The 27,000-nt window shown below is 57.9% G+C and carries 28 protein-coding genes; 9 read left to right on the top strand and 19 right to left on the bottom strand.

Annotated features, from left to right (window positions below; translation table 11 throughout):
• Window positions 1-6 precede the first annotated feature (6 nt).
• A complete protein-coding gene (locus V3W39_RS17830; protein WP_177131268.1) occupies window positions 7-1,002 on the top strand; it encodes a LacI family DNA-binding transcriptional regulator in 996 nt (331 codons plus the stop codon).
• Here the strand turns inward: V3W39_RS17830 and V3W39_RS17825 are convergent.
• Window positions 996-1,406, bottom strand: a complete 411-nt coding sequence (locus tag V3W39_RS17825; RefSeq protein WP_177121449.1) for a hypothetical protein — start codon at window positions 1,404-1,406, stop codon at window positions 996-998. The two genes, V3W39_RS17830 and V3W39_RS17825, sit on opposite strands and share 7 nt — an antisense overlap.
• Before the next feature lie 108 nt (window positions 1,407-1,514).
• Here V3W39_RS17825 and V3W39_RS17820 point away from each other — a divergent pair, with 108 nt between their 5' ends.
• The 5 genes from V3W39_RS17820 to V3W39_RS17800 all read left to right on the top strand — a co-directional run bounded on the left by V3W39_RS17820 (window position 1,515) and on the right by V3W39_RS17800 (window position 6,469).
• Window positions 1,515-2,366, top strand: coding sequence for an AraC family transcriptional regulator (locus tag V3W39_RS17820; protein WP_330213097.1), 852 nt, complete (start codon window positions 1,515-1,517; stop codon window positions 2,364-2,366).
• A gap of 289 nt (window positions 2,367-2,655) precedes the next feature.
• On the top strand, window positions 2,656-3,384 hold the full coding sequence (locus V3W39_RS17815; RefSeq protein WP_177047586.1) for a winged helix-turn-helix domain-containing protein: 729 nt from the start codon (window positions 2,656-2,658) through the stop codon (window positions 3,382-3,384).
• Window positions 3,377-4,132, top strand: a complete 756-nt coding sequence (locus tag V3W39_RS17810; protein ID WP_330213030.1) for a hypothetical protein — start codon at window positions 3,377-3,379, stop codon at window positions 4,130-4,132. Before V3W39_RS17815 ends, V3W39_RS17810 begins: the two co-directional genes overlap by 8 nt.
• Window positions 4,133-4,164: 32 nt before the next feature.
• Entirely contained in the window at window positions 4,165-4,854 is a 690-nt protein-coding gene (locus V3W39_RS17805; protein WP_177047582.1) for a winged helix-turn-helix domain-containing protein, read from the top strand.
• Between the two features lie 220 nt (window positions 4,855-5,074).
• Complete coding sequence (locus V3W39_RS17800; protein ID WP_177076613.1) at window positions 5,075-6,469, top strand: undecaprenyl-phosphate glucose phosphotransferase; 1,395 nt, start codon at window positions 5,075-5,077, stop codon at window positions 6,467-6,469.
• Between the two features lie 260 nt (window positions 6,470-6,729).
• On the opposite strand, the gene V3W39_RS17795 is transcribed toward V3W39_RS17800, so the two are convergent.
• From V3W39_RS17795 to V3W39_RS17715, 17 genes are all read right to left on the bottom strand, one after another.
• The gene (locus V3W39_RS17795; protein ID WP_177076615.1) at window positions 6,730-8,820 is read right to left on the bottom strand and encodes a YjbH domain-containing protein; all 2,091 of its coding nucleotides are present in this window, start codon (window positions 8,818-8,820) and stop codon (window positions 6,730-6,732) included.
• Complete coding sequence (locus V3W39_RS17790) at window positions 8,817-9,584, bottom strand: capsule biosynthesis GfcC family protein (RefSeq protein WP_330213029.1); 768 nt, start codon at window positions 9,582-9,584, stop codon at window positions 8,817-8,819. Before V3W39_RS17790 ends, V3W39_RS17795 begins: the two co-directional genes overlap by 4 nt.
• A complete protein-coding gene (locus V3W39_RS17785) occupies window positions 9,581-10,240 on the bottom strand; it encodes a YjbF family lipoprotein (protein ID WP_294737876.1) in 660 nt (219 codons plus the stop codon). The genes V3W39_RS17790 and V3W39_RS17785 overlap by 4 nt, the downstream gene beginning before the upstream one ends.
• Window positions 10,241-10,254: 14 nt before the next feature.
• A complete protein-coding gene (locus tag V3W39_RS17780) occupies window positions 10,255-11,367 on the bottom strand; it encodes a polysaccharide export protein (RefSeq protein WP_177121452.1) in 1,113 nt (370 codons plus the stop codon).
• An 87-nt stretch (window positions 11,368-11,454) separates the two neighbouring features.
• Window positions 11,455-11,742 carry a hypothetical protein gene (locus V3W39_RS17775; protein ID WP_177076622.1) on the bottom strand — a complete coding sequence of 96 codons (288 nt, stop codon included), beginning with the start codon at window positions 11,740-11,742 and terminating at the stop codon, window positions 11,455-11,457.
• Between the two features lie 178 nt (window positions 11,743-11,920).
• Window positions 11,921-13,264 carry a UDP-glucose dehydrogenase family protein gene (locus V3W39_RS17770; RefSeq protein WP_177047553.1) on the bottom strand — a complete coding sequence of 448 codons (1,344 nt, stop codon included), beginning with the start codon at window positions 13,262-13,264 and terminating at the stop codon, window positions 11,921-11,923.
• Between the two features lie 12 nt (window positions 13,265-13,276).
• Window positions 13,277-14,704 carry a mannose-1-phosphate guanylyltransferase/mannose-6-phosphate isomerase gene (locus V3W39_RS17765; RefSeq protein ID WP_177076624.1) on the bottom strand — a complete coding sequence of 476 codons (1,428 nt, stop codon included), beginning with the start codon at window positions 14,702-14,704 and terminating at the stop codon, window positions 13,277-13,279.
• A gap of 54 nt (window positions 14,705-14,758) precedes the next feature.
• Window positions 14,759-15,235, bottom strand: a complete 477-nt coding sequence (locus V3W39_RS17760) for a glycosyltransferase (protein WP_330213028.1) — start codon at window positions 15,233-15,235, stop codon at window positions 14,759-14,761.
• Entirely contained in the window at window positions 15,236-15,691 is a 456-nt protein-coding gene (locus V3W39_RS17755; RefSeq protein WP_256348190.1) for a UDP-N-acetylglucosamine transferase subunit ALG14, read from the bottom strand.
• Between the two features lie 35 nt (window positions 15,692-15,726).
• Window positions 15,727-16,689, bottom strand: coding sequence for a glycosyltransferase family 1 protein (locus V3W39_RS17750; RefSeq protein WP_177114731.1), 963 nt, complete (start codon window positions 16,687-16,689; stop codon window positions 15,727-15,729).
• A gap of 53 nt (window positions 16,690-16,742) precedes the next feature.
• Window positions 16,743-17,285, bottom strand: a complete 543-nt coding sequence (locus V3W39_RS17745) for an acyltransferase (protein ID WP_177047547.1) — start codon at window positions 17,283-17,285, stop codon at window positions 16,743-16,745.
• Window positions 17,286-18,131 carry a polysaccharide lyase gene (locus tag V3W39_RS17740; RefSeq protein ID WP_330213027.1) on the bottom strand — a complete coding sequence of 282 codons (846 nt, stop codon included), beginning with the start codon at window positions 18,129-18,131 and terminating at the stop codon, window positions 17,286-17,288.
• Window positions 18,132-18,149: 18 nt separating this feature from the next.
• Window positions 18,150-19,301 carry a polysaccharide pyruvyl transferase family protein gene (locus V3W39_RS17735; RefSeq protein ID WP_177047545.1) on the bottom strand — a complete coding sequence of 384 codons (1,152 nt, stop codon included), beginning with the start codon at window positions 19,299-19,301 and terminating at the stop codon, window positions 18,150-18,152.
• Window positions 19,298-20,758 (bottom strand): oligosaccharide flippase family protein, encoded by a 1,461-nt coding sequence (locus V3W39_RS17730; protein ID WP_330213026.1) that lies wholly within the window; start codon window positions 20,756-20,758, stop codon window positions 19,298-19,300. The genes V3W39_RS17735 and V3W39_RS17730 overlap by 4 nt, the downstream gene beginning before the upstream one ends.
• Window positions 20,755-22,026, bottom strand: coding sequence for a DUF6369 family protein (locus V3W39_RS17725; RefSeq protein WP_177047535.1), 1,272 nt, complete (start codon window positions 22,024-22,026; stop codon window positions 20,755-20,757). Before V3W39_RS17725 ends, V3W39_RS17730 begins: the two co-directional genes overlap by 4 nt.
• A 127-nt stretch (window positions 22,027-22,153) precedes the next feature.
• Window positions 22,154-24,382 (bottom strand): polysaccharide biosynthesis tyrosine autokinase, encoded by a 2,229-nt coding sequence (locus V3W39_RS17720; RefSeq protein WP_330213025.1) that lies wholly within the window; start codon window positions 24,380-24,382, stop codon window positions 22,154-22,156.
• Window positions 24,383-24,427: 45 nt separating this feature from the next.
• Window positions 24,428-24,868 (bottom strand): low molecular weight protein-tyrosine-phosphatase, encoded by a 441-nt coding sequence (locus V3W39_RS17715; protein ID WP_177047664.1) that lies wholly within the window; start codon window positions 24,866-24,868, stop codon window positions 24,428-24,430.
• A gap of 223 nt (window positions 24,869-25,091) precedes the next feature.
• Between V3W39_RS17715 and rfaH the strand changes: the two genes are divergently transcribed.
• The 3 genes from rfaH to V3W39_RS17700 all read left to right on the top strand — a co-directional run bounded on the left by rfaH (window position 25,092) and on the right by V3W39_RS17700 (window position 26,373).
• Window positions 25,092-25,601, top strand: coding sequence for a transcription/translation regulatory transformer protein RfaH (gene rfaH, locus V3W39_RS17710; protein ID WP_177047531.1), 510 nt, complete (start codon window positions 25,092-25,094; stop codon window positions 25,599-25,601).
• Between the two features lie 119 nt (window positions 25,602-25,720).
• Complete coding sequence (locus V3W39_RS17705) at window positions 25,721-26,029, top strand: phosphomannomutase (RefSeq protein ID WP_256348189.1); 309 nt, start codon at window positions 25,721-25,723, stop codon at window positions 26,027-26,029.
• Entirely contained in the window at window positions 26,026-26,373 is a 348-nt protein-coding gene (locus tag V3W39_RS17700; protein ID WP_177047529.1) for a hypothetical protein, read from the top strand. The genes V3W39_RS17705 and V3W39_RS17700 overlap by 4 nt, the downstream gene beginning before the upstream one ends.
• On the opposite strand, the gene V3W39_RS17695 is transcribed toward V3W39_RS17700, so the two are convergent.
• Window positions 26,325-26,948, bottom strand: a complete 624-nt coding sequence (locus V3W39_RS17695; protein WP_177047527.1) for a hypothetical protein — start codon at window positions 26,946-26,948, stop codon at window positions 26,325-26,327. The genes V3W39_RS17700 and V3W39_RS17695 overlap by 49 nt on opposite strands.
• Between the last annotated feature and the right edge of the window lie 52 nt (window positions 26,949-27,000).

The raw sequence follows: 27,000 nt of genomic DNA, 5'->3' as shown, positions 1-27,000 counted from the left end.
GTGGTCTTGTCCAATATTCGTGAAGTCGCCCGCTTGGCCGGGGTCTCGGTGGCCACCGTGTCCAGGACCCTGGCCAGCCCTGAACGTGTGCTGCCCGAGACCCGCGACAAGGTCAACGCCGCCGTGGAACAGACCGGCTACCGGCCGAACCGCATGGCGGTGCAATTCCGTTCGCGGCGCACCGGCAACCTGGTGATCCTGGTGCCGGCGATTGCCAACACGTTTTTCGCCCGGGTCATCAGCGGCGCACAGCAAGCGGCGCAAGCGGCGGGTTACCGGTTGCTGTTATGCGACACCCGGGGCCAGGCAGAAATCGAAAAGCAGTTCGCCGAATTGGTCCACGCCCATCAGGCCGATGGGGTGATTCAGTTGCGCGCATCCGACCCGTTCAGTGATTGCACCGACTCACCGCCGCTGGTGAATGCCTGCGAGGTGATCCAGCACGGCCGCCACCCCACCATCAGCCTCGACAACCGTGGCGCGGCCATGGCCATGACCCAGCACTTGATCGACCTCGGCCACCGCCGCATCGGCTTGATCAAGGGCCCCAAAAGCAGCCCGCTGACCCAGGACCGCGTGGCCGGTTATGAAGACGCCTTGCACGCTGCCGGCATCCCGCGCGACCCGGCACTTATCTGCCACGGCGACTTCACGTTGCACGCCGGTTTCGAGGGCGCAGGCATCATGCTAGCCCTGCCCGAACGCCCCACGGCGTTGTTCTGCGAAAACGACGAAATGGCCATCGGTGCCTTGAAGCGCATCAAGCAACAGGGCCTGCGTGTGCCCGAGGATATTTCCCTGGTGGGCTTTGATGACATCCCCTTCGCCGCCTACTGCGACCCGCCGCTGACCACCATCGCCCAGCCTGCCGAAACCTTTGGCCGCAAGGCGGTGGAGATGCTCATCGCATTGATCGAGAAAACGTCGCTGCCGGAACGCCAGGTGGTGTTGCCGTTCGAACTCACCTTGCGCGACAGCACGGCAGCGCCCAAGACTCAGTAGTGCGCCACATCCGACACCTGGGTATCCAGCACGTCCCGCGCCAAGGCCCAGGCCTGATCCCTGGACTCCACCACCAGCAGCGGGTAGCCCCACGCCTTGCCAAACATCACGGCAAACGGCTTGAGCGCCAGGCGCTTGGCCGCGTTGGGCTCCACTTGAATCATGCCTTTGACGAAAGCCCGCAGGGCCGGCTTGTGCTTCTTCATCCAGATCGAGGCCTGTTTGCGTTCTTCGTGGGAGTGCTCGTGTGTGCTTTCGTCCACGGCTTTTTCGTGCAGCAGGACGAAGGGCTCCTCACGCTGCAACAAGGCCTCGAACGCGGCAAAGGTATCGGGCGGTGGCGTGTCGCTTGGGGCGTCAAACACGATTTTCACCACGGGGAATGTTGAACTGTCGAGTTGCATGGGAAGCTCCTTTAACGAGAATGGTTCTCATAATAGCCAAGCCGCCACTGGACGCCATTGCACAGAATGGCCAGAATGTTTCGCATTCCAGCCAAGGCTCTCGCCGCCATGTACAACCATCGCCTCGAAACCCGTGACCCGTTGCGCCCGGCCCTTGCCGACGCGATCCCCCGCGCCGTGGTAGCGGTGAGCGCCTCGAGTACCTCCGCCAGCTGGGAGCACGCACCCCACCAGCACCGCAAGGGTCAGTTGATGTACACGTTGCGCGGGGTGATCCATTGCGTCATTGAAGAAGGCATCTGGATCGTGCCACCCCAGTGTGCGTTGTGGATTCCCGGTGGCCTGTCCCACGCCGCACGCGGGTCGGGAGCCGCGGATGTCTACTGCCTGCTGGTCGATCCCGACGCTGCCAGCGCCCTGCCCCGGCAATGCTGCACGCTCGCCGTATCAGCGCTGTTACACGAATTGATCAGCAAGGCCGTCAGCTTCCCGCCGCTGTATGACACGGATGGCGCCCAGGGACGGCTGGTGGCGACGCTGCTGGACGAACTGGCACTGGCACCGGTCGAGGCGCTGCACCTGCCCATGCCCCGGGACATCCGGCTCAGGCGCCTGGCCGACAGCTTGCTGGCCAACCCCAGCGACAAGGCCACCCTGGGTGAATGGGCCGTGCGCATCGGCATGAGCGAACGCAGCATGACGCGGCTGTTGCTGGAGGAGCTCGGCCTGAGTTTCGGCCGCTGGCGCCGGCAGCTGCATGTGATCCTGTCACTGCAGCGCCTGGCCAAAGGTGAAAGTGTGCAAACGGTCGCGCTGGACCTGGGCTATGAGAACGCCAGCGGCTTTATCACCATGTTCCGCAAGGCTATCGGCAAACCACCGGCGCGCTACCTCGCAGACCGTGCAGGCATATCCGAGCGCACAACGCCGGCTATCGCCCTGCAGGATTATTATAAATAGTCGAATTTTAAGCATTTAGAGCTTAAGGACTAGAAGGGTTAAATCATTCCGGCCAGAAAAATCAAGCCGGCCTAAAATACTTATCGCACACTAAAAATTTGCACTAGCATATGAGAACTCCCGCCCAGAAATCCGCTTTCAATACCCACCCGAAAACCGCCTTACCCCCCGTAAATAAAGTGCCGAATGTTAAAATTTGTCACGTTTTGGCGTATTCAATTCGATTAACATCTAAACGCCTGCAGCGATTGAATTGACGGCCTCGCATGCCGGAAAAGGGAGCAACGTGATGCATTTTTCCAACGTCCTCGCTATTGCACGGACCCCATCGAAATCCGAGGACTTCAGCGAGCTTATAGTTCGTACTGTACCGAAAAATCTAAAAGTCGATACACGCTCCTACGGCCAACTAATTGGTCCCTATGAAAGCCATGGACATTACCGTGCCATCATCATAGAGATCGACACCCCCTCTGCCAGCACTCAAACGCTGGACATCATTAAAAAAACCAGATCCGAAAACCCCGGCAGCACGATTTTCCTGGTTGTCACCTTTGCCACCACACTAAGCAAAACCAAATATTATCTCGCAGGCGCCGACTACTGCATAAAGGTCGTCGAGAGCTCGCCCGAGAAAAAACTTGCGCTCTTCGCCGCGTTCCTCAGCGAGACATACTGGCTAAGTAATACTGATTTGCTACTCGATCAGGACCGCATGTGCATCTACGGCGGCGGCAAAAAGCTTGAAGTGTCTTTCGTCGAAATGAAGGTACTTGAAGCCCTCATTCATAATCGCCTGCTCAGTCACGATGAAATTGCCGTGGTGATGGGACTTAACGCCAGATTTTATGACTCGCGCGCGCTGGAAAAATCGATTAGCCGCTTGCGTGGCAAAATAAAATCACACTACGGAAGTAATATTATTCAAAGTATTCGGGGTTACGGCTACAAACTAAGCAGAGGGCTGGCTTCGGTTAACCATATCCACCCCGTCAAGGAGCGGCCGAACCGTGAATAGCGGAACTCAATTACTTGCGGAGTCATTCGACTTCAAGTTTTCGCGGCAAGCGATACTTGAACGAAATTGTACGTTATGGGGCAGCGAGATCAGGGTTCATAGCGAGCAGGCGCCTGAGAGCCTGCCTGATGATGTGTATCCCTTTTATTCCAAAAAGCTAAAAGACGCTTACAGCGAAGCTCTGCAATACACAAAGCCCAACTCATTTGCCCGAGAAGGAAAACGTTTGCGTGTGGATAAAGGCCCGGGGCCGCACAAGTTTCTGCGGATAGAGCAATCCTTATTGATGAATGAAGACCTGCTCAAGGAAATCATCAACACTTCCAACGCACTGGAAAAACACAAACAACAACTTATTGTCAGCATTGAAAATACACTGGATACTCTCGCGGGTCCGGCAGAACGCAGAAACATGATCCGCCAACTCTATAACCTGAAAGACCGTAGCGACGTAAAACTTGCCTATAACAATTACACATTGCATACAAAAAACACCGACCTGCTGATCGACTTGAGTCTTTATGACTATATAAAAATGCCTTTTCCAGACTCGGCCCTCCGGCTCAGTCTGAATACGCGCTCAGGCCTGTTCGACCGGCTTTACGACCAGATGCTGGGACTAATCAGCACCACCCGGGTCTCGTTCATCGCCGACAACGTCGAGTATGCCGACAGCGCGCTTCTCGCCAGACGCTTGCCATTTGACTATTTTCAGGGCCCCTACTTCTCCCCTGCTGATAGTTTATGAACCCCCGTACTTTCCTGGAATCGGTGAATGCCATGAGTTCTCTCAAGAAACACACATTTACATCCACGTACCCGTCCATCGCGCTACATGATTTCACGCCCAACGTGGCATTTTTACATTACGACGTTGACAGCGGCCCGCTGGTCGAAACCGCGGAAAAAGCATCGGATGCCTCGGCCAGTTCCTATGCCGTGACCAGTGAACAGAACTTCAATCTATGGCTAAGCAATTATGTCGCCGCCAAAAGACTTTATGAGGCCAACAACCGACTAACCCGACACCTTCAAGACACCGCAAAAAACCCGAAAATCAGCGTACTGAAGTCAGAACCTGAGCGCCATGAGCTTAATAACACTACAGCGGAAATGGTTAATACAACGTCCGCCTTGCGCGCCCCGGATGTCTGGTTACTTACCCACCAAGACCGGGCATTGGTAAAAGGCGGATTGCGAATTTCCCTGACCACTATTGAGTCGGCCCTGATCAAAAAGATGCTGAATCATGAAGAACGTGTGGTGAGCAAAGAGGAGCTGATCCGCAACATCGGGCGCGAACCCGATATCTATCGAGGGCTCGAAATGTGCCTTAGCCGGCTCCAGGACAAGTTCAAGCGGGTGAACGATGGCGAACGCCTGTTCCGAGCCGTACGTAACCGCGGTTATTGCCTCACACAAAAAATAAAAAGCCCATTGAGCAACCGCAACAACGTCGCCGAACAATAATTATTTCATAAAAATTACAATTCACCCTGCCTATTAAAACCCCTTTCTATCTGCCATTTTATAACAACATGCCCGCGTTATAAGTCGTCAGCCATTGCTCCCTGCCATTCATTACTATCAATACGCACGCCTACGCGTGCGCCTGCCATTTGATAGTCATTAAAACCACGCCTCGCTTTAACCTGCCAGCACGTGAGTGGATACCACAGGGAGCAGAAGTATGCTTAACAACAGAAGAATGCATCGTAACCTTACACCCAAGGGCCTCACCTTTTGGGGGCAGTGGGCTATTGCCGTGAGTATGGTCGTTGTACTTTTGTTTTCACTGGCACTGTTCAAGACCGGACAACTGGAATCCCATTACCGGATATTGGCTGCCATTACAATACTGGCATCTATCCCGGCCTACATGTTATGTGACGTCTATAGCAAAAAAGATGACTTTTTTGTGGGGCTGGGACGGTTATTCACCGGTTGGTTATTGACCTTGGGCATATTGTTGGCCGTGGGCATGGCATGTAATGCCAGTTCGCTGTTTCCGTTGGAGATCCTGCTACTCTGGGCTGCCGTCAGCTATCCAATACTAGCACTTTGCTACATCCCGATTCACAGTCTTTCCAGGTACTACCATCGGCAACTTCACGAGCGCCAGAAATCACTGATTATTGGTACGGGAAAACTTGCCACCGACTTGGCCAATACTCTAGCCCGGCAAAAACGCTCGCCCTTGGTCGGCCTCGTAGGTCCAGACACAGCGTCGCCACAGAACAGCACTCAACCGCAGATTCTCGGCGACTTGCCCGACCTTCCCACACTGATCAGGCAACACGGTATTCGCCGGCTGTACATCACTCACTCGCTCCAGGAAGCGACTCATATCGAGGAGTTATACGTCAACCTGCTGGAGATCAGCGTGGACGTGATCTGGGTGCCCGACCTCAACAACATGCTCCTGCTCAATCACAGCGTGGCCGAAGTGGATGGCTTGCCCGCGATCTTCCTCAACGAGAGCCCGCTCACCAGTCGCCCCACGGCAGCACTCAGCAAGTCGCTGCTGGATAAGAGCCTGGCACTGTTGGCGATTGTGCTGCTCAGCCCATTGCTGCTGCTGTTCGCCTTGTTGATCAAGCTCACCTCCCCCGGCCCGGTGATTTTCAAGCAGGACCGGCACGGCTGGAATGGCGAAGTGATCAAGGTCTGGAAGTTCCGCTCGATGCGCGTGCATGACGACCGCGAGGTGCGCCAGGCCAGCCGCAACGACTCACGCATTACCCCGGTGGGGCGCTTTATCCGCCGCACCTCCATCGATGAGCTGCCGCAGCTGTTCAACGTGCTGCAAGGGCATATGGCGCTGGTGGGCCCACGCCCCCATGCCGTGGCCCACAACGACTACTACTCGGGCAAGATTCGCGCATACATGGCGCGGCATCGCATCAAGCCCGGCATCACCGGCCTGGCCCAGGTCAACGGCTGCCGTGGCGAAACCGAGACCCTGGAGAAGATGCAAAAGCGTGTCGATATCGACCTGAGCTATATCAACAACTGGTCGCTGTGGCTCGACATCAAGATCCTCTTCAAAACGCCGTTTACCCTGCTCTCCAAAGACATTTACTGATCCCTCCCTACCCCGCACCGCCACACCGGCGGCGCGGGGCACCAGGCGCCCTGCGGGGCGTTTGTCGTTCCTCCCCGCCACAACCCCCGCCATCCGCAACGATACCGCCCACAGCAGCGCCTGGGCATCCAGGCCCACGCCATTCGCATAGAGATCACAGAAGGGGAGTATTGCCCGCCGGCATTGCACCTGGCGTTGTGTGGCTGCAGGTCCTCGCGCTGCCCGGCGCATTCAGCACCGGGCAGCGGATAACCTTGGCGTCACTCAGTGATCTTGTCGAAGTTGTTGTAGAACAGTTCGCTGTCACGCCCGTCGGTCATGGTCTGCAGCGAGTAGGCCCGGTTCAGGCGAGCCCCGCCATCACGGGTCAAAGGTGCCCATACGACATTCGCCCGACGCATTGTCGAGGTGCTCATCAACTCGTCGAACGGCACCGAAATATAGATGCCCTTGTCGAAGCTGCCCTCGCCGTATTCTTCCTTCGAGGCGGTGGTCAGCGTCACCCAGCCACCAAATTTCACACCGTTCTTGAACTGCCGGGAGATGTCGACGGTGGTGCCCCAGTCCCGTGCCAGATAACGCCCCACGCTGACTGCCGCGAGGGTGTCAAAGGGCAGCTCGGTATAGCTGGTGACATGGCCGGTGATGGTCTGGTAATCCCGCAGGCCGAAGCCCTGGTTGAAATCGCGCTGGCGCACGAAGTTCAAGTCTGCGCCCACCGACCAGTGCTTGCCCGCAGGCCGGAACAACACTTCACCGCCCACCCCGGCGTACATCGACTCCAGGTAACCGCCGTAGACCATGCCATACAGGTCGCGGTCCAGGCGCTGCGCATGGTTGACCTGGAAGTTCGGCATCGTCACATCCGACGTCGTCATGTATTGGCGCAGGTCGGTGCGCACCCGTGGCAACCCGCTTGGCGCGTCGTAGGTGAACTTGTCATAGTTGTTCAGCAGGTTGGCACTGAGCAAGCCGCTCCACCAGGTGTTGCGGGTAAAACGGTACTCCGCATCGGCGTCGGCGGTGAACTGGTAGAGCAACCCGTCGGGGCCGCCGATGTTCTGTTTGTAACCCAGGCCCAGGCCGTAGCTGAACGGCGCAGGCTTGGCGGTGTAGAGCGTGGTTTCCCGATGGGCGATCGCCGGATTGACCTCGGTGGCACGGTGCAGATCCGTCAGCGGTTGCTCGTTGTTCACTACCGCACGGAAGGTGTCACGGGGCACGCTGGTTTCTTCGATAGGCATGTCATAACGCTTGTTCACCAGGGTGAACCAGTCGACGTCCTGATTGGCGCTGTTGTCGAGAATGCGGCTGGCACGCCCCACGGCCTTGGCGGAATAAAAGTAGCGTTGCTGCTCGCCATACACCATCAACTCCGAACCGCGCTGGGCAATGCGCTCTACCTTGTAGCCGGCATTCTGCTGCAGCCGGTCCGCGACATTGGCCCAGTTGACCTGGTCGGCCGGGGTGGTGGGCATGCGTGCCGGCAACGGTTCGGCGGGTGGGTCGTAGGTCTTGACCGGCGCCTTGCGGCTGACAAAGTTGGTGTGCAGGGTGATGCCGAACATCGCGGTGTTGCCGCGCTCCCAGGCCGCACTCAAATCGACGCTGTCGGCCAGCTTGTAGACCACGCCGATGTTGACCGGCGAGTCCTGCTTGATCGGGTTGTCCAACGGCTCGTGCTTGTAGTCATTGCCCTCGTATTCAAGCTTCAGGCTCAAAGGCTCCCAGGGCGTTTGATAGGCAATCCCGCCAAACAGCGAAGGACGTCCCCTGAAGTAGGCATTGGAGTTCACGTCCCCTGCCCTGGCGACCACCGCCGTGCTCTTGGGCCGGTCGTTGAACTTGCTGCCGAACACCGACAGCGGGTTGCTGAAATCCCCTCGGTTACCCAGGTAGCCCCAGGCCAGGCCGAGGCTGAAATCCAGGTTGCCATAGCGCTTGTTAGCGACGAAGTATTCGCTGGAAAACAGCCCGGTACCGCCGATGTCCCTGGCGCCGAACGCCACTTGGGGCGCCCAGTGGCTTTCTTCCCAGAGGCGGGCCTTGAAGTCGATGGCTTTGTCTTTGAAGCTCTGGCTTCCGCTCAACGCCTCGGCACCGTAACGGCGGTTGCTGATGGCGGTGTAGCGAAACGAACCCTCCAGCCAATCGAACGGCTGCAATGAAAAGCTGTAGCGTGAGTAGGGATCGGTGCGGTTGGCGTTGGCACTCAACTCGCCCGCCGGGGCCATGCGTGCAGTGGGGGTTTGTAGCAGGCCCACGCCGCCAAAGTCGTTTTGGGTGTAACGGGGTTCACCGTGAACCAGTCCGCAGGGCAAGAGCAATACAGCAGCAAAACGTAAATTCAAGGGTTCACCTCAGCCAACGGTTGGGTGGCGAAAAACTCGGCCAGTTGTTGGTTGAGATCGGGGGTCGGCGTCTCAAGGTCATCGCTGCGGATCGGCACCAGAATCCGGCTACCGGGTGCAGCCACAATGCCGTCCTCCCGATTCCATGCCGCCACGCCCACGCGGCGCACCTGGCCGTCGGGCTGGATCAGCCACAGGTCATCACGCTCGGCGTCATCGAGGACGGTGCAGCCGCGGACATACTCCCGGACTTCGCGCATCGCCTGGTACGGCACATCACAGGGCTGCGCGACCGCCCCGAGCACTTCCACGGTGGACGGTCTCGCGGGGTAAACCAGCTGGTCGCCATCATCCAGCAAGGCGTTGCGGGCAAACCCGGCCTCCACGGCGATCGGGTCCAGCACCGTCACCTGGCGACCGGTGACGGGCAACTGCTCCACCTGCTGATACAGGCGCGCACTCAAGTCCGCCCGCGAGTGCCGGTCATCCAGCAAGGCGCCCCGTTGCAGCAGTTTCAGGTCGAACAGCACACCCGCCTTCAACCGTGCCTGCTTGTCCATCACCGACTGGTGCAGCCAGGCGGCGCCCAACCAATAACTTTCGGCGTTGGGTTGAGCCAGGCGAATAACGTCCAGCAAACGCGCCCCCGGCTTGACCTCGAAGGCGCCGGGGTTGCGCACATCACCACTGACCGTGACGGCCGCCTGGCCAACGCCTGGGCCAACCAACAACAGGCCAAGGCATAAAAGCTCGGAACACTTCACCGGGCAGCCTCCCTGTCGGGGCGCAACTGCACGATCTTCAGGGTCAACCGGGGCGTCAAATGCTGCTCGCTGCGCAGGATGAAACCATCCTGCGGGTCGACCCAATAATGGTTGGTAGCGTGGAAATTCAAGGTGGGAACATCCACCTGCTCGTCGATGCGCAGCAAGGCGTAATCCTTGTCCAGAATGCGAAGGGTCTCGATGTCGTGGGGGCTGAAACGGCTGTTGACGGCGACGCCGATCCGGTTGCCGTCATACAGGTCGATCCAGCGCGTGCTGGTATAGCCGTCGGGCAAATGTTGAAGGCCGCGCTTGAACGGCGACTCGCCACTGAAGCGGGTGCCGTCCAGGGAAAAACCCAACCCGACAGTGCGTACCACCAGGCCGTCGCGCATCATCACCACCTGCTTGCCGGAGGCGACCCAGAACTCCAGGTCGCCGCGGCGGCGGGCCATGGCCATCACCCCTTCGCTGACGGCCGTGGTGACCAGAATCTGCGGATACGGCACCGCATCGACCTGGGCCTGGGTGACATTGATCGGCTCAGGGCCGGTGACGGAGGTTTCGAGGGTGTACCAGGACGCCCTCATCAACGGGTTACACCCGCACAACAAGAGCGCCATCGACAGACCGGCGCAGGTAGGCAAAATTTTCACGACAGGATGGCGCCTTATCTGCTGTTGACTTCGCTGAGGTCATTGGCCGATCGGGCACCCAGCCCAATGGCAGTGGCGGTAGGCAGCAGTTGGCTGATCAGGCGGTTCCAGCGCGTCACGCCGGCCGGCCCGACGTACACGATGTCTTGGGGCTGCAAGTCGAATCGGGTGGCGAGCACCAGCGCCGAAGGTGACTGGGCATCGAGCTGGAACACCTTGGCCGGCTCGGCTTCCAGGTTGTCCACGCCGCGAATCACGTACACCGCATTGCCATTGGAGGTGGTCTGGTTCAAGCCCCCTGCCGTGCCCAGCGCATCGGTCAGGTTGATCGATTTGCCCTTGAAGCTCAGTGCCCGGGGCTGGTTGACTTCGCCCATGAGATAGACGCGCTTCTGGTCGTTATAGGGCAAGTACAACCGGTCGCCGCCCTTGAGGTAGATGCCCTGCAGTTGCGAGCCCTGGCGATTGAGGCTGTCCAGGTCCAACCGGTATTCACGGCCGTCCCGGGTGAGTGTCAGGCCCGACAGGTCGGCATTGGTCGGATCGACACCGGCAGCACCGATAGCCTCCACGGCGCTCAAGGGCGTGGTGGTGATCGGCTGTTGGCCGGCCTTGATCACCGCACCGGTGACGACGACGGTCTGGCTGGCAAAACGCAACACGCTGACGTCGACCTGAGGGCTTTCAATAAACTGCGCCAGGCGCCCGGCGATAAAGGCGCGCAACTCCTCGATGGTTTTACCCGCCACCGGAACGTTGCCGATATACGGATAAAACAGCGTGCCGTCCGGACGCACCAGGCGCCCGTTGGCATCGAGCTGCTGTTGCGGCCCCGAGGGCGCCGTCAACTCGGGATGGTCCCAGACCGTGATGAACAACAGGTCATTGGCGCCGACGCGATAACCGCCCGGCACATAAGACAACAACTCCGCGGGCACCGACTCACGAACGCGAGTGGCGGCATCCATGGCAATCAATTTGGGGGTGATGGGAATCAACTCCACCCGGGTACTTTCGGGAGAACCCTCACTGGACATTTGACGCGTGTCCATGTGTTGACCAGGCGAAAACATACAGCCGTGCAAGCTGATACTTGCCAGCAAAAGAACAGGTAACCTACGAATCATAATGGCACTACGCTAGTCGAGGGCGAGTCTAAAAAAGATCACCCAGAAACTTCCGGGTGATCTTTGAACAACACAAGTTGCGGGTGATTAGTTGGTACCGGTGGTACCACCTGTACCGGTTGTGCCGCCAGTGCCGGAAGTACCGCCATTGGAACTGCCGCCCGAGTTGGACGCAGCAGCGGCAGCGCCGACAACTGCGGTGCCGACCCCGACGGTTTCACCGAGCGTCACGCCGCCCACGAGCGGAGTGCTCAACGACAGTGACTCGCCGCCTGTGCTGGCCGCCTCGCTCACCGCAGCGCCGGCGACTTCACCCGCCGCCAGTGCCGCCGTACTTGTGAAAGCCAGCAAGCCGGCCAACAGTAATGTCCTCATATCAGACTCCTTCTCGATATTTACCCCTTATACAACTTTGCAATAAGGGAGTAGTGATGGAACGGAGATAAAGAGGCCATGAAAACTGCACGACAATAGAGTGAACCGCGCAATTAGCCTCCTCGGAATCATCTCACTTGTGGATACTGCAAACCACCAATGTTAATAATCGTCAGTATCAGATGACTGGCCGTACGGATAACCCGCGACCAATACCGTAATACTCGAATCCATTGGCTTTCATGCGTTGCGGATCAAATATATTGCGGCCATCAAAGATCACCGGCGTACTCAGTTTTTCTTTGATGAAGTCCAGGTCCGGGGCCTTGAACTCGCGCCACTCCGTCACAATCACCAACGCATCGGCGCCCTGGAGCGCGGCTTCCTTGGTGCCCATCAGCAGCAGGTCTTCGTTCATGCCGTAGATGCGCTGGGTTTCGGCCATCGCTTCCGGGTCGAAGGCTTGAATCCGCGCGCCCACGCTGCGCAATTGTTCGATCAATACCCGGCTGGAGGCTTCGCGCATGTCATCGGTATTGGGTTTGAAGGCCAGGCCCCAGATCGCAAAGGTCTTGCCCTCCAGTTGCCCGCCGAAGTGATGGTGGATATGCCCGAACAGGTGCTGCTTCTGGCGCTTGTTGACTTCCTCGACGGCTGACAACAGCGAGGCGTGGTAGCCGATGGACGATGCAGTGCGCTCCAGGGCCTGCACGTCTTTCGGGAAACACGAGCCGCCGTAGCCGCAGCCGGGGTAGATAAAGTCGTAGCCGATCCGTGGATCAGAACCGATGCCTTTACGCACCGCCTCAATATCTGCGCCCAGTCGTTCGGCGAAGTTGGCCATTTCATTCATGAAGGAAATCTTGGTGGCCAGCAGGCAGTTGGCGGCGTACTTGGTCAGCTCGGCACTGCGGATGTCCATCGTGATGATTTTTTCGTGGTTGCGGTTGAACGGTTCATACAGTTCCCGCATGCGCTCCACGGCGTAGTTGCTGTCGCTGCCGATGATGATTCGGTCGGGGCGCGTGCAGTCCGCCACCGCCGAACCTTCCTTCAGGAACTCGGGGTTGGAGATGACGTGAAACTCCACCTCAAGCCCACGGGACTTCAGTACCTCATCAACTTTCGCGCGGACTTTATCGGCTGTCCCTACCGGCACGGTCGACTTGTTAACAATGATCTTCGGCTCGGTCATGTTCTGTGCGATGGTCGCCGCCACGGAGAGCACGTACTTGATGTCGGCGCTGCCGTCGTCATCCGGCGGCGTGCCCACGGCGATGAATTGCACCTCGCCATGGCGCACGCCCTGGGCGGCATCGGTGGTGAAATGCAGGCGGCCGGCGTCATGGTTCTTCTGCACGAGGGCACTCAAGCCCGGCTCGAAGATCGGAATAATCCCGCTCTTGAGGTTCTCGACCTTGGTGGCGTCGATGTCCACGCAACACACTTCATGCCCCGCGTCAGCCAGCACTGCCGCCTGCACCAGGCCCACATAGCCGATTCCAAATACAGTTACATTCATTTCAATATTCCTTTAAACAAGCTCGAGGCGGCCATAGCGGTCTTCAAAGCGGATGATGTCGTCTTCGCCGAGGTAGGAGCCCGATTGAACTTCAATCAGCTCCAGCGGGATGCGTCCCGGGTTTTCGAGGGAGTGCACAACGCCAATGGGGATGTAGGTGGATTGGTTCTCGGTGAGCAGCACCTGCTTGTCGCCGATCTGCACGTTCGCGGTGCCGGACACCACGATCCAGTGCTCGGCGCGATGGTGGTGAAGCTGCACGGAAAGCTTGTGCCCCGGCTTCACCGTGATGCGCTTCACCTGGTACCGATAACCCTGGTCCACCGAGTCGTACTTGCCCCACGGCCGATAGACTTCGCGATGACTCGCGCTTTCGATCCGGTGGTTTTTAGTCAGCTCGGTGACGATTTTCTTCACGTCCTGGGCATGCTCCTTGGTGGTCACCAGGATCGCGTCGGCGGTCTCGACCACCACCACATCACTGATGCCCGCCACGGTGACCAACCGATGGCTGGCGTGCACATAACTGTTGGTGACGTCTTGCAGCAAGACGTCGCCCTGGGTGCAGTTCTGGTTGGCATCCTTGGCGCCCGCCTCCCACACCGAGTCCCAGGCCCCCAGGTCGCTCCACGGGGAGTTGAGGATGACCACCGAGGCGATAGCGGTTTTTTCCATCACCGCATAATCAATCGATACGTTGGGCGCGTTCACAAAATCCACCTGGCTGAGCCGGGTGAAATCCTGGTCATGGGCCGCGTTGGACAGGGACAGCTCGGCGGCCACCATGATCTCCGGGCTCAAGCGCTCCAACTCCGCTTTCATCACCGAGGCGCGGAACATGAACATGCCGCTGTTCCAGAAGTAGTTGCCCTGGGCCAGGTAGCCTTGGGCGGTCGCCAGGTCAGGCTTTTCGACAAAGGCCTCGACATGCGCCGCGCCGTCGACCGCCGCCGCTTGAGTGCGGATATAGCCGTAGCCGGTTTCCGGTTTGGTGGGCACCACCCCGAAGGTGACGATCTTGCCTTTGTTGACCTCCGCCTTGGCCGACGTCAGGGCTGCGTTGAAGGCGTCCGTATCGCCGATGACATGGTCTGCCGCCAGCACCAGCAGGATCGGATCATCCCCGTCCGCCAGCGCCGAGAGCGTCGCGGCCGCAATGGCCGGGGCGGTATTGCGGGCAGTGGGTTCCAGGAGGATTTTCTGCGGGATCAAATCCAGCGAACGACTTTGTTCGGCCACGATGAACCGGTGTTCTTCGTTACACACAATGATCGCAGGGCTGACGCTCTCGCCCTCGATGGACAAGTTCTTGATTCGCTCCAAAGTAGCCTGAAACAAACTCAAGTCACCGTGCAGGGCAATAAACTGCTTGGGTTTAAGTGCCCTGGAAAGCGGCCACAGGCGCGTGCCTGAGCCGCCAGACAATATAACTGGGATCATAGCGATTACTCGATGATTAAAGGCAATAAGAGCTTATTGACAAGCAATCAGGACTTAAGAGGTAAATGACTTTACATAACTGATCAAACGATTTCTCTCAGTAAAGTCCAACGAATTTTCTGCACTGCTGTAGTTGAGCGCCGAATCAATCGCCGAAAAGAACCCATCTTTATCATGGGCGATAAATACAGACGGCAGGTCTGAAAAGTTCTCGGCGGTATCGAACTGGTGATTATTGATATGTTCACCCCGTCGGCTGTCGCGCGGAACGATAACGATGGGTTTGCCCAGTTCAAGGGAGCGAATGATATTGCCCATACCCGCATGGGAAACGATCACCTTTGAGGCATTGAAGTTCTTGGAAAACAGCGGCTCGGCAATGGTCTTGTAGGCGGTAATACGGCCCAGGTCATTTTCGTTATTGCCCACCTGCGCCACAATCGGGACCTGGGGATTGGCATGGCTCCATTCATTCAGGTAGCCGAGCATTCTTTCAAACGGTGCTTGAGTGCCAACGCTGCAAAATATCATTTATACGATCCTCCCTTTGTATTGGGCCCGACTGTTTTGTGACAGCGAGGGCCACTGGGTGAGCAACTCGTCGACAAAGTAAACCGCGATTCTTCCGGACAAAGAGAGTTTCTTGGGGTTGGCGATGCTGTCGATCCACAGGGTCTTTTTGCCCATGAGTTTCCCCGCGATCAAACCCAGCAAACCCGGAGCGGCGCCCGTGGAGATCACGTATTTGGCTTTGCTGCGGTAGACGATCGCAAAGATCTGGCAAAAGCCCTTGATGATCTTCAAGGGTTCACTGCGGTTAAAGTCCGGAACTTGCGCAAACTTATGCAATGGGTACTGCGAGCCAATACTGACATCGACGGTGGCAATCGTAACTTTTTGACCCTCGAAGGCAGGCAGCAACTTGCTCATTTGCACCCAGTGTCCACCTCCAGAACAAATCAATAAAACATCACTTGATTGACTCATGACGGTTCCCTTCCTGTCAGAATTAATAGACATCATTAAATAGCAGCGGCAGTTCTTAACAATTGCGCCTGCCCTTCCCAGCGGGTAATTCGCTTGGCTTTGAGCAAGGCTGACTTTTCTTTATAAGTGTCTTGATTGGCGATGAGCTGCGAAACACCGGCCTTGATGGACAGCGGGTCCAGCGTCTCCACAAACACCGCCGCCTCGGAAAACAACGAGCGCAGCACCGTGGTGTTCGAAAGGGCCATGGGCCGCCCGGCGCTGACCGCTTCGTTGGCCACGCTCAACTGCACGTTGTCGCGGGTGGTGAGGCCGAGCACCACATTCGCGTTGCACAGCAACTGCTCGAAAGTCGCTTTGCTGAGGAAGCCGGTCAGCTTGATGTTCCCGGGCAGCGAGGCCACGAGCTCCTCGGAAAGCTTGCCCTGATGCTTGCCGGTGATGAGGAAGTCGACCGCCGGCATTTCCCGGGCGGCGTTGATCACGATCTCGATCGGTTCATCGATATCAAAGGAGCAAGGGAACAGCACATACGGCCTCTCGCGCTCACTGGCGGGGGCCGCCGGAAAGTCGCACGGCAGGTCTTCCAGGATAAAGATGTTCGCGTCCTTGACCCCCAGGCCCGTCAACTCTTCCTTGACCTTGAAGTTATGTACGACCACCGCATCAATCCGGTTCAGCAGCGACACGGTTCCCGGAAAACCGATCCATTGTTTACGCAACAGGCTGTTGTGGGCGTCGGCAATAATCTTCAGGCGCCGGTTGAATACATACTTGTAGGCCAGTGCTATATGCAAGACCGGGCTCGGCGGCAGCTGCACCCAAAGCACTTCAGGCGAGCCGACCAACAGCGTCTTGAGGGTTTTAAAAGACTTGATCAAATAGTCCAGTGGCCGGGCCGCTTTCTTCTTGAACCGGTTGGGCAGATGCAGAATGTCATACGCCCAATATTGCTTCATGGTATCGGCGCGTCGTTGATAGCCGATCCATGCAATCATTAATGATTTCACTTAAGAATCCTGCATAAATAAGGGTGGGCACACGGGGTGCTTTACAAGGCAAACCAGACAGGAAAGTCGGCGCGGTACAGAATGTTTTTATTTCGCGAGCGAATAGGTTTGGCCGGGTTGCCGCCCACGATCGAATAGGCTTCAACGTTGCGCGTCACCACACTGCCTGGATAAACCACCGCGCCTTCGCCGATGGTGACGCCGGGCATCACCATCACATTGGGAAAGATCCAGGCGTTGTCTTCAATCACCACCGGCTTGCCCACCAGGCAACTCATCGGGTCATCAATATCGTGGCCCAGGGTATAAATCCGGGTGTTATGGGAAATATTGACGTTGTCGCCGATGCGGATGCCGGCACGGTTATCCAGGTAGCAGTCGTAATTGATCGTGCAGTTTTTGCCGATCGAGCAGTTGCCGAACGAGAACAACACCACCTTGCGGTGAACCGTGGTATTGGCGCCCACCCGGCACCCGGTTGCCCGCAGCAGAAAACGCCGCAGGTTGAAAAACAGCGCCAGGCTGAGCAGCGTGTTGAACAGGGCCAAGGCGGCCTTCTTGATATTCAGTTTCAGGTTCTTCATCTAGTCGCCCTGCCCTGATGTATCCGTCACGCGCTGGGAACTCATCACAAAATTGCGGAAGCGGATATTGGTACTCACCGGTGTGGCGAACGAGGGGTTGTTGCCGCCGAAGAACGTCGAAAACAGCAAACCATCAATGGTGATGTCCGGGGTGTCCCTGAACGTCAGCCCGGTTTCGGTGTGCACCAGTTTTTTGTCGTACCAGATGGAAATCACCCCATCGGCCCTACCCGGCGTATTCAACTTCACGAGTTGTTCCAGGGTGTGCCATTGCCCGACGGTAAAGATCCACGTACCCAGGCCTACGGCGGTGCCCCAGGTTTTACTGGTGGGCAGGTAGGCATAAATGGCCCCGGCGCCCTTTTCTTTCCAGATGTAGCGCGTGGAAAAACCGTCATGGCCGTTGGGTATTTTCCCGCCCGTATTGCCGGTGCCCCCGTAGAGGCCCGGCAGCTTCCCGCCTTTTACAAAGTTGAAATTCTTGTCGAACTTCAACTCGTAGGTCAGCACCAGGCATTCCCGGCCCGGCTGCGGGAGCGGCGACTTGAATTCAATGCCCCCGTAAGGCAAACCCAGGCGCACCATCGAGCCCGGGTCGTAGGAACCGGCCGGAAAGTGCACGGCGATGTCCTTGATCTTCTGGCTGTAGGCCTTGTTCGTCAGATTGGCGCTGCCCTTTATGCTGCGCTGCGCCTGGGGCCCGTCGACCCTCTGCGAAACATCCGGCAGTGACGGGTAGATGTTCTTGATGGGTTGCTCGCAACGGTCGTTCAGCTCCGATGCGCCGCTGGCAGCCATCTGCAGAGCGCACGCCAAGGTGAGTAGCGTCGAGGTTGTCTTGTTCACGTCGGTTGCCCCTCAACTCTATTTTTCATCGACCCAGTTCAAAAAGTCGTCCACCGCTTTTTGTGCGAGGGCAGAACGCTGGGCGATCTCTTGCTTGAGGTGCTCGGCCATTTGCACTTTGGATTGCCTGAACTCAGCGATGGTCGACAGGATCACCTCAGGGTCCGGGGTGCTGACGAGCCTGGTGCCGCGGGGCAGCATTTCATGGACCTTTTTCAGCTTGTTTTCGATCTCGACCGCGATGGTCGGAAAGCCCAGGGACGCCGGCAGCAACACGCCGTGTGCACGGGCGCTGATGATCACGTCGGACTCGATGATCAGTTTCGCCATGAAGGTTTCAGGGGTTTCGCCGGCAGCGTCCCAGCACAGCCATTCGAACTGGTCGTACTTGTCGATCAGGTGCTGGTCACGCTCTTTGTAGAGCGAGACCAGGCGCACCTGCTCGCCGCGCCTGGCCAGTTGATCAGCCGCCTGCACCATCGCCTTGATGAACTGCTGCCCGTTCGCGTCATGGGGCCAGTCCCGCAGGATAAAGGACAGGTACTTGCCCTTCTTGAGGCTGCCGATTTCCAGGTCCTTGCTGGAGATCCACAAGTCGGAAAGCAGGCTGGGGTCGGTGTACACCTCGACGTCGGACTTGCCGAAGGTGTTGCAATGCTGCTGGCTGGTGCCGTCCCGCACGGAGATGTAGTCGCAGCGATTGATCACGCTGACGGCGCGGTCCAGCAACTTGCCACCGCCATCAAACGGGCCCAGGCCGATACAGAACGCCGCCAGACGCTGGTGGAAATAGATCCGGTCGACGCCGCCGCGCAGGCCGACATACAAACGCAGAAGCGTGGACTTCAGGTCGGTTTGCGCCTTGAGGCTCTTGTGCAGCTTCGCCACGATGCCCTGACGGGCGGTGGCGGCTTTGGCCGGCGGGATGAACGAGAAGAACTGGCCCCCGCCACCCAGCACCACCAGGTCGGCCTTGACCGGCTCCTTGATGTGCAGCCACTTGATACGCGGGTTGAAGTTGCGGGCGATCTCCGGATGATCGACACCCACGGCGATATCCGATTCCTTAAAGCGTTTTTTCAGAATATTGATCACGCATAGCATTAATACGTCATCACCCAAATTACCAGGACCGTATGCCCCCCGGATATATACTTTGCTGACATTCATGCTGGGCTTCCATTTTCCACGGGGTCGTTAAACACGGCATTCAAGGCAAACGTAGTTGCGAGAATGTAGATAAATATCAACGCCAGAATCATCAAGCGATAGGCCATACTTTCAACGTAGGCACTTGCGATAAAACTGACAAAAGGCAATGTCCACAAGATCAATATCCTGGGAGAAACCAGCAACTCCAGCGGGAGTATTTTCTTGTAGACGAAATACGGCAGGCCGAGCAGGAAGTGGATGAACTGGGAGCCGATAAATGCCTTGGCAATCCCGACGGCGCCCTCCTCCCGGAGCCAGAGCGCCCCGGTGATGAATAACAGGCCCCACAGCACGTTACTCATGACACTGAACCAGGCCAGGTTCATCACGATCATCTTTCTTGAAATGCCGGACTTGAACGCACTGAGCAGCGAGCCAAGAATCACCAGGGTCAACGTCACTTCAAAATCCCGCCCCAGGAAACTACTGCCGTAGAGCTTCGCCAATAACTCGGGAAACATGATCACCGGCTGGATAATGACCAACACCACTAACCAGCCCGAGAGAAAGTTCAAGGCGTCCAACTTGCGATTCTTGCCGCCCAGCGCGGCCGCCAACATCGGTACCAATACCGAGCCCAATACCACGGAAACATGGGAGAAGATCGCGTTCCATTGCATGGCGGCGGCGTACATACCGAGCGCAGCCAGGCCGTTGCTGGTTTCCGCCAACAGCTTGTTCGCAAACCAGTTCATGGGGGCCACCATCAAGCCCGTCAACAACACCGGCAGGCCCACCGACAGCACCGCGTGTTTTTCAGTGATCGCGCCCTTGAAGCTCAGCGTGGTGCCCCTGGCCTTGAGGATTTTCCAGCACGCCAACGCGCTGAAAAATACGATCAGCAATTGAGAACCGGCCAACCCCAACAGCGCGCCGTTCAAGCGGAACTGCACGGTCAGGAAATACGTGGCCGGGATAGCGACAATCGCGATGATTCCATTGATCGTCGCAATCGTGCGGTACTGCCCCCAGCCCGTCAGGCAGCCTTGGGTCCAGCCCGACAAAATAATCAGGGTGATGGTGCACAACACGATCAGCGACGCGGCGTTCAGGCTGTCGGTGCCCAGGATGACGCTGGAGAAGAAATCCGGGAAAAACAGCGCTGTCCCGAGGATCAGCGCACTGAACAACACCGAAAAAACCAGCGTCAGGGCGATGCCCTTGCCGGTTTTCTCGGGGCTGAGGTCCTTGAACTGCCCGATATGCTTGGCCGTCGCCGTGGTGGTGGCCTGGGCGGCGACGTTGGCAAGCATCACGATCGCGCTCTGGATCAGGCCGTACTCGCCAAACGATTGCGCGCCCAATACACGCGCAACCAATATCCCGGTAATCACCACCGACACTTTCGTGGCGACGGCGGAGATGAAGCTCCAGGCCGTACTGGACACGAATTTTTTCAACAGTGTGCTGTTCATCCGGCATTCACCTGCAAGGGCGTGGTTATCAGCGGCTGGCGCGGGCTGAGGATTTTTTTGCGTTGCCTGGCGGCGTGTTCGGCACACACCCGCAGGACGATGGCGCCATACGCGATGCCGATGGCGTAGGGCTGATACGGCGTGGCCGAAACGATGAACATCACGCCCAGGAAGATCCCGATTGAGACGGCCACCCGGCTGTTCATGTGCTGGGTGATCGAGGTGACAAATACGTACAACAAGTACAGCCCGATCAGCCCGTACTTAACAAAATAAGTCAGGTAGGCACTGTCGATATTCGAGTTCTTGTCATCCAGGCCACGGTATTCAAACCACGGAATCTCGAACGGCGTCCCGGCTCCCAACCCCACAAAGTAGTGCATGGGGTTCATGCCCCGGATCAACTCCAGCGCAGGGCTGAAGCGCGTAGCCAGCTGCGCGGCCATGCCTTCAGACGACAAACCGTCATTGATGCGGTCGGCCCCGATCATAGTGCTGATGCCGATAAACGCCATCAGCACCACCGCGCCCGCCAGGGCGACACCGATCATGCGCGCCGGCTTTTGGTATTGGTGAATGATGATCGCCGCAAACACCGACACAAAAATGAACCGCGAGTTGGCGATAAACAAACAGATGAGCGAGGTCGCCAGGCAGATGCGTGCGAGCTTTTTGCGCTGCTCGAACAGCCGTGGGTCGATGAAGTAATAAATCAGGTAGGCAACCGCTGCGTACGTACCCCCATCCAGGTAGCGATAGGCGTTTTCTTCGTAGTACACGTCCTGGAATTTGTACAACCCCAGCCGCAGCCAGGCGATGTCCAGCACGTTGAAAGCGGTCATCGCAATCAACAGCTTCAGTACCGTTTGCAGCTTCAGGGTTTTCGCGGCGAGGGTCGCGATATTCGTCAGCACGATAAACGACAGGATCATGATGAAAGGCCGAACGTCCTTCAGCAGGTACTTGTTCGAAGACTCCAGCAGACCGCAGGCGAGCAGCACCACATACAGGCCACAGCCGAAGAGAAGCGCGCCCGGCGCGGTCAGCTGGCTCTTCTGCGTGAGCACCTGCCTGATCAGCAACGCCCCCAGCCCGCCGACGATATAAAAGTCGAAGAAGTAGATCCCCTTGAGGGAGATTATTTCGCTGTAGGAGTTGCCCGTGGGAATCACCGACAGCATCACCCCGAACAGCACAATGGAGTACTTCGGGCTTTTTGCCGCGAGCAAACCCGCAGACAGCGCGACAAGGGATAACAGGTAAAACATGGCTGGCTATTCTTCAGGCTGATTTGAATTTGGCACGCTACCGCCCCAGGATTTTTCGTTCATTTCCTGAAAACGGGGCTTCTATCCTGCTGATACTGCGTAGGACGATGGTGCGTAACGAGGTGAATCAGCTTCGATCAGCCTGGTACTCGTACTGGTAATACCCGTAGTTGCCGTAGCCATATTTGGCGGAGGCTTTCTTTTCCACGCCGTTGAAGATCGCGCCCCGCAGCACAATGCCGTTCTGGGCAAACCGGCGGATGGTGTGTTCGATCTCCTTGGCCGGGTTCAGGCCGTAGCGGGTGACGATCAGGTTGGTGCCCGACTGCCTGCCCACAATCGCCGCGTCGGTCACGGCCAGCAGCGGCGGTGTATCCAGGATGACCAGGTCATAGCGCTCGCTGACCTGCGACAACAGCTCGGTCAGGTTGCGGTGCATCAGCAATTCAGACGGGTTGGGCGGTATCTGCCCGCGACTGATGAGGTCGAGGTTTTCAATCCCGGTTTTGTGAATCGCGGTTTCAAGCGTGCATTGGTTGGAGAGGACATCGGAAAGGCCACCCTTGGCGGACACACCCAACACCTTGTGCAGGTAGCCGCGGCGCATATCCACGTCAATCAACAACACGCGCTGCCCGGTTTGCGCGATCACCGCCGCCAGGTTGACCGAAACGAAGGTTTTACCCACCTCGGGGCTGGGGCCGGAAATCATGATCCGGTTATTCGGCGCCTCGAGCATCGCGAAGTGCAGGCTGGTACGCAAACTGCGCAAGGCCTCCACCGCCAGGTCAGTGGGGTGACTGATGGCGAGCAATGAAGACCCGGCATCGGCACGCCCACGGGCGCGGGTGATCTTGTCTTCTTCAACCTTTTGCAGAGAGCTGTAGGGAATCGACGCGTACACCGGCAAGCCCAGTTGCTCGATGGCTTCGGGGCTTTCCAGGCCGCGGTTCAGCGCCTTGCGCAGCAGCACCAGCGCCACCGCCAGGAAGCCACCCAGCAGGGTCGCGATCAGCACGATGAGGATCTTTTTCGGCTTGATCGGCTTGAGGTAATTGACGTCGGCGGTGTCGATCAGGCGTACGTTGCCCACGGTGCCGGCGCGCATCACGTCGAGCTCTTGGGACTTGTTCAGCAGTTGGGTATAAATGGCCGTACCCACCTCCACATCCCGGGTCAGGCTCAGCAGTTCCTGCTGGGTGGAAGGCAGGCTTTCGACCCGGCTTGCGAGGCTTTGCTGCTTGCTGGTCAACTCACCGATCTGGGTCAGCAACGCGCGATACGCCGGGTGCTGGCGGGTGAACTTGCGGTCCATCTCGGCCTGCTGCAACTTCAGCTCGGAGATGCTGGTGTCGAGCCCCACGATCTGGTCGAGAATCGCCTTGGTCTCGAGGGTGATGTCCACCGACTTGCTGCGGGTCTGGTACTCATTCAAGGCCTTGCCGGCTTTCTCCAGGTCCTTCTTGACCTCTGGCAGTTGCTCCTTGAGAAACGCCAGGCTTTGCGCCGCCTCAGCCGAGGTGCGCTCCACGTTTTGCCGCACGTAAATGGCCGCGATCTGATTGAGGATCTTGATCGCCTGGTCCGGGTCGGTGCTTTCCAGCGCCAGCCCGATCATGCCCGACTCCTTGCCCCGCTCAACCACGTCCAGGTTCTCCTGGTAGTCGAGGATGCTGCTCAGGCGGGGATTACGGATAACCCGGAAACGCGTGCCGGGTTTGGCGCGCAGCTCTTCGATCTGGAAGGCGACGCCGTTTTGCTCGATCAGTTGCCCGGCCTGGCCTGCAGCCAGGACCTGGTCGTCCTCATCCACCAGCGTGAATTGAGCGTTTTCACCCACGGTCAGGGTCAGCTTCTTGCCCAGTTGCCCGTCGGGCAAATCCAGCTTGAAGATCTTCAGCGACTCGCCGCCCCAGGCAAAGCTGTCCAGCCCCAGCAAGGGCTCGGCGATCACACCGGGGTTGGTCTTCTGAAAGCGGCGCGCCAGGAACTCGCCCACCACCGGGAAATACATCGGCTGTACGACGATATCGAGTTTCAGGTTATCGACGGTTTTGCCAATCACGTAGCGCGACTGGATCAGCTCGATCTCGGTGGCCGAGGGTGACTCTTTGCCCAGCATGCCGCCGATATCGGAGAAGCCCAGCAAGTCGTTCTTTTTCGCTTCGACCTGCAACAGGGCATTCGCCTGATAGACCGGGGTCGCCAGCACCGCATACGCGGCGCCGGTCACCATAAACGCGCCGGTAACCGCGGCGATCAACCATTTATGGTCGATCAGTGTTCCAAACAGACCGAGGAGATCGATCTCCTCGTTTTCGTCTTCCCGTGCGGTGACTGCTGGCGCTTGCTGCATAAGTCGGATTCTTAGCCTTTATATCGATTCAAAAAGTAGTGGCGATCAACGTGCTAGCCGCTGTGCCCATGCGTTTACGGCTTCTTCGATCAACGCATAAGCGTGCACAAATGCGGCCTTCCCTTGACGGTAGGGGTCGCTGATCTCTCGCTCGTTTTGCCATTTCCCCAGCAACAAGACCTTGCCTCGTGCCTCGGGAGCCATGCCGAGCACCGCACTGATGTGCTGGCGCTCCATCACCAGGATCAGGTCGGCTTCGCTGATCGCCTGGGGCGCCAGCTGCACGGCCTGGTGCTCATCGGCGGGATGGCCATGAGCTTGGAGTACCGCACGTGCGGTGGTTTCAATCGGCTTGCCGACCAATGCGGCAATGCCTGCAGAACTGACCTTGATGTCGGAGCGCGCGAGTGCGCCACGTAAAAGACTTTCCGCGGTGGGACTACGGCAAATATTGCCAATACAGACGATCAACACTCTTTTAAACAAGGCGATATTCCCCGGGGCATCCATTACCCATGAAACAACTAGTAACTTCACGGCAGTATTTATTAACACGGAACTTTAATTTCCCCCAAAATTATCTCCGGACGAAAAATAACAACCACCACGCACAACCAGACAATTTATAACATTCGTGACTTTGCAGCATTTAACGGCTTTAAATTACCCAACTACGCACTATCGTTTTATATAGACAGAGGGACGCCCCATGAGCGCAAATGCCAACAAGGCCTGGTACCTGGTCCAGTGCAAATCCCGGCAGGACGAGCGCGCCGAAGAGCATCTGCAGCGCCAGGGCTATACCTGCTTTCGCTCGACCTATAAACGCGAACGGCTGTTGAAGGGCCAGCGCAGGACCACCCGCGAATCACTGTTTCCCGGCTACCTGTTTATTCAGATGAGCCTGCAGGACAGCTGGAGCTCCCTGCGTTCGACCCGCGGTGTGTCGCGGGTTGTGGGCTTTGGCGCACACCCGCTGCCCATCAGCGATGCCCTGGTGGACGAACTCCAGGAACGCGACCACCAGGCCGTGGTGGCCGCCCTGTTGAAGCCGGGGGAAAGCGTGCGCATCCATGAAGGCCCGTTTGCCGAGCTGGAGGCGGTCTTCCTGGCAATGGACGGCGAGGAGCGTGTGGTGTTGCTGATGAACTTCCTGCAACGGGAACAGCGCATCAGCCTGCCGTTGACGGACGTCAGTCGAGTTCAGGCAACTTATTGATATAAGCAATCCCAGACTAAAAATAACAATCAACTTGTTAACAGACTAAAAATAACATCGCCTTACTTTTTCGCCTCTTCAGAATAGAGTAATACCTGAATAAACAGCGAGGAACAGCCATGAAAAGTTCAAAGCTATTGGTAGAGCGTATCGGCCTGTTTCCTTCTTCGGGAAACATTCACGTCAAGGTAAATAGTTCAACCACCGTTGTAGAACGCATGCAGGTGTTGTACGCCGGCAACTCGCTGGACAGCGACGAATCCTGCTCGGGGCTTTCAATGGTCTTTGCCGACTGGCGCTTCAAGTTGCAGGTCAGCAATCCCCTGTCCGTTTGCCTGTGCGTGGAAAGCCGCGGCGACAGCCACCTGATGCAAACCAAGACAGCCGAATTGCTGGCCAATATTTCCTGCACCGAGGAGCGGCCATGAGCATCTATGGGGATTTGAAACGCGCCTATGCCCTGAAAGGGCTAACCACCGCGTTTGAAGGCTTCGCGGGCCTGGCGCCCAACGAGCACCTGCCGGCGGAGCAATATGCGCGCAACACCCAGGTCATGTCCCGCTGGCTGGATCATTTGCGAGGCAACTCGCCGCTGGACATTACCGACACGCTGTTCAAGCAAATGAGGCGCGCCCAGCGCCGTGGCGATGCCCGGCGCTTCAATTCACAGACGGTGCTGCTGGGGCTGCTGGTGGAAAGCAACATGGCCGTGGACCTGGCCACTTACTCGGCGTTCAACAGGGTGGGAGCGGCGCGCCAGGAAGGCTCCTGATGGGCCTCGTCGGCCCCTGAAACGGCGACGGCCACATGATTGAGCAGCTTCTCGGCGTTGTACTTGGGCGCCATGGCACTTAACAACAGAATCACCATTCCCCCACCGATCAAGGATGGGGAAACCCGCACCTCCACCACCTCAAGGCGCCATAGAAACGCCAGCGCCGCCATCCCGCCCAGGAAGCCACCGGCCAGCGCCTCGTTGAGCGGATGAATATAGGGTGCCACGCAATAAGCACTGAACCAGCCGGTAATCAACATCCCGGCGATAGCCGCCGGCCAGCGCCAATCGGGATTGATCCGTCGCGCCACCAGGCTCATCGCCACCGGGACCATCAGCGAGGTATTCATCGCGTGACCGCTGAGCACGGCAATATCCAGCTGATGCAGCGCCACGCCCCAGCCCTTGAACAGCAATTTGCTGAACGCCACGATGGAATAGGTGCAGGCGATTGTCATCAGCCACCACTTGACCGCCTGGGGCCGGGAATACCAGAGCCAGACGGCGATCACCACGGCGGCCGGAATCATGACGGTGATACCGCCATACTGCGCAAGTTCTTCCCGTATCACGTGCTGTTCCCTACTTGCGAGTTTTCCCGGGCCCATGAGACCTCAGACCCGG

The sequence above is a fragment of the Pseudomonas sp. Z18(2022) genome, assembly GCF_036346535.1.
In the GTDB taxonomy this organism is placed as follows: domain Bacteria; phylum Pseudomonadota; class Gammaproteobacteria; order Pseudomonadales; family Pseudomonadaceae; genus Aquipseudomonas; species Aquipseudomonas yamanorum_A.
This window is presented reverse-complemented; position numbering and strand designations above follow the sequence as displayed.